This is a genomic window from Neisseria sp. HMSC065D04 (assembly GCF_001815675.1).
Classification (GTDB): Bacteria; Pseudomonadota; Gammaproteobacteria; order Burkholderiales; family Neisseriaceae; genus Neisseria.
In genome coordinates this window covers 1-353 of record NZ_KV821497.1, presented here as the reverse complement: position 1 = coordinate 353, position 353 = coordinate 1, and the positions used below count along the sequence as shown (strand labels likewise).

The window sequence follows — 353 nt, the reverse complement described above, 5'->3', positions numbered from 1 at the left end:
CTTTGTCGGCATAGACGGTCGTACCTTCGGCAATGCCTTCCAACAAAGGGGACAGATGGTTGCACTCATGGGTATTGGCAGGAGTGATGTGCAGTTTCTCGATATAGCCTTCCTCATCGGTACGGGTATGTTGTTTGTAACCGAGTTTGTAGAGGCCGTTTTTCTTTGTCCAACGGGCATCTTTGTCCTTACTCGGTGTGGTTTGGCCGCTGACTTGTCCTTCCTCGTCGACTTCTATGGCCTGACGCTGTTTGCTGCCGGCAGTCTGAATAATGGTGGCATCAATGACGGCGGCGGATGCCTTCTCTAATTTTAGGTTTTTTTCGGCCAGTTGTCGGTTAATCAGTTCCAGC

General features: G+C 50.4%; 1 protein-coding gene. It reads right to left on the bottom strand.

What is annotated here, in order from left to right:
* Positions 1-353: transposase (locus HMPREF3050_RS04490; protein WP_141758403.1), on the bottom strand; the 353-nt coding region annotated here is incomplete at both ends.